Genomic DNA, 2,551 nt, shown 5'->3' on the forward strand with positions numbered 1-2,551 from the left:
CGGCGGCGCGGCGCGGGCGTGGGGTGGCCAGCGAGGTCGCGCTCGCCCGGCTGGACTCGCCTGCGCGGGGTAACCGCCATTTGGGCTTCGCCAAGGCCCTGGTGCATGAGATGCCGCACACCCTGGCCGCATTGCAGGCCGGGGTATTGACCGAATGGCGGGCCACCCTCATCGTGCGCGAAAGCGCTTGCCTCGACGTTGACGACCGGCGCGCCCTGGACACCGAGATGTGCGCTGACGTCGCCGATTTGGACGGGATGGGCGATGCGCGAATCGCGGCGGCGGCCAAGAAGATCGCTTATCGACTTGATCCACACGCCGTGGTCGACCGGGCTGCCAAAGCCGAAGCCGAACGCACGGTAACCATTCGGCCCGCGCCGGACACGATGACGTATTTGACCGCGTTGTTGCCGGTGGCGCAGGGCGTGTCCGTGTATGCCGCGCTGCGGCGGGCGGCCGATCTCTGCGCCGATGGGCGTTCGCGGGGCCAGGTCATGGCCGACACGCTCATCGAGCGGGTCACCGGCCGCAGCGCGGCGGTGGCCACACCGATCGCAGTGAATGTGGTGATATCGGATGAAACTCTGCTGGGCGGTTCCGATGTGGCTGCCGATATTTGCGGCTACGGGCCCATTCCGGCGGCTGTGGCCCGCGGACTGGTCATCGGTGCGCTCACCGATGCACAATCGCGGGCCACGCTTCGCCGCCTGTATGCCCGTCCGCGTTCGGGGGCGCTGGTGACAATGGAGTCGCGGGCCCGGTTGTTTCCCCGGGGGTTGGCCGCCTTTATCGGGCTAAGGGATCAGCGTTGCCGCACGCCCTACTGCGACGCGCCGATCCGACATCGCGACCATGCCCGGCCATGGGCCCGCGGCGGTGCGACCAGGGCGGACAACGGGTTAGGGCAATGCGAGCGATGCAACTACGTCAAAGAAGTCGCCGGCTGGCGCGTCGAACCGAGTGTGGACGAAACATCGAGGCACACAGCCAAATTCACCACCCCAGCGGGTGCGCAGTATCGTTCGGGAGCGCCTCCGCTGCCAATGGTGCCGCTGCGGATGGAAATCAGCGAAGTGGAAATGGCGGTCGGGGTAGCCATCTCCGATTTACATGCGGCTTAGACGGCGCTGGCACCCGCATTACGCGGCGAGTACGGTATCTAGCGCGGACGAGTTGGCTGGGCGACCGCGGCTCGTACTGCGAGTCGAGGAAAGTCCGGACTTCACAGAGCAGGGTGATTGCTAACGGCAATCCGAGGTGACTCGCGGGAAAGTGCCACAGAAAATAGACCGCCGCCCTTGTGGCGGTAAGGGTGAAACGGTGCGGTAAGAGCGCACCAGCATCCCGGGTGACCGGAATGGCTCGGCAAACCCCACCCGAAGCAAGGCCAAAAAGGCCGCACCACGGTGCGGTCGCGCAGGCGTTAGAGGGCTGCTCGCCCGAGCCTGCGGGTAGGCCGCTTGAGGCACCCGGTAACGGTGTGTCCAGATGGATGGTCGCCGCCGCGCTACTCGGTAGCGCGGAACAGGATCCGGCTTACAGGCCAACTCGCCCGCCCCGCGTTGTCTGCCGGTAGGTTCAGCTGTTCAAATCCCTGCGAGGGAGAGGCTAAGTTCCTGCGCTGGTCGCACTGATCAGTGCTTCCCACAGCTCGGTGGTGGTGAGTGTTGGGATGTCGTAGATGGTTGTCATTCCGTGGACTACCGATGTGGCCGAGTCGATTTCGGCCGAGGTCAATCCGAGGTAGGCGTCATGGAGTTCCATCCCGAGCAAGAGTTCCTGGAGTGTTGCGCTGCCTGCGGAGCCGGGCTGCGCCCAGATGTCGCCGTCAATGTTGTACACATCGGTCGGGTACAGGTTGTCGGGGACGCCGGTGGGGTTCGCGCCGAGCATCACGAAACGTAAAGCCTCAGTGGGGATTTTGTCGGCGGCGAGTTGCTGTTCGGCGAGGGAGGCGACGGCACTGCTTTGTGAGTAGGTGAAAATGGTCAGCGGGTCGCTGCACACGCCGGAGGCGCAGTGCATGTCGCCGGCGTTGTAGTCGGCGACGACCGCGTTGATGAGGTCTTTCTCGCCCTGCGGCACGCTCGAAAGGGATGTGGTTTCCGGGGTGGTCAGCGCCAGCGTCGTCGCGGTGGTGCCGTCGTAGCCGTTCGGGTCGATGTACAGCTTTACGGCGTCGCTGATGTAGGCGGCATTCGGTGTCGGTATCCCGGTGGGGCCCAGGATTAGTGCGTCGTCTGAGCCGGACAGGAAGTTGCTGTCGGCGTTAGCTGCACCGGCCAACGCCACCGCGGCGCTGCACAGCGCGGCGCCGAGAACTACTTTCTTCATAGGTTGCCCCCCCTTTTGCCAAGGCCACAGAGGATGTTGGCAACTGCGTGTTCCAACATTTCCTGTGGTAGATCCCGATCACGCGCTAATCTCACTGGCTTCCGACGAACGGAATCATCTCAGGTGTCATTAAGGTTTTGTTCGAAACGAAGAAATTCGCCAAACAAAAATTGCCGAAGTCAGAGCCTGGACATAGGGGGTCGGGCCGCACTCGGTA

2 protein-coding genes and 1 other RNA gene are annotated in these 2,551 nt (G+C 64.1%); 2 read left to right on the plus strand and 1 reads right to left on the minus strand.

Annotation, left to right across the window (positions count from 1 at the left end; all coding sequences use genetic code 11):
- On the plus strand, positions 1 to 1,121 hold a 1,121-nt coding region (locus tag WBF82_RS23505; RefSeq protein ID WP_424385331.1), incomplete at its 5' end, for a DUF222 domain-containing protein.
- Between the two features lie 48 nt (positions 1,122 to 1,169).
- Positions 1,170 to 1,555, plus strand: an RNA gene (gene rnpB / locus WBF82_RS23510) — RNase P RNA component class A.
- Positions 1,556 to 1,608: 53 nt separating this feature from the next.
- On the opposite strand, the gene WBF82_RS23515 is transcribed toward rnpB, so the two are convergent.
- Positions 1,609 to 2,334 carry a PE-PPE domain-containing protein gene (locus WBF82_RS23515; RefSeq protein ID WP_424385332.1) on the minus strand — a complete coding sequence of 242 codons (726 nt, stop codon included), beginning with the start codon at positions 2,332 to 2,334 and terminating at the stop codon, positions 1,609 to 1,611.
- Positions 2,335 to 2,551: the final 217 nt, after the last annotated feature.

This window comes from Mycobacterium sp., assembly GCF_049673265.1.
Taxonomy (GTDB): domain Bacteria; phylum Actinomycetota; class Actinomycetes; order Mycobacteriales; family Mycobacteriaceae; genus Mycobacterium.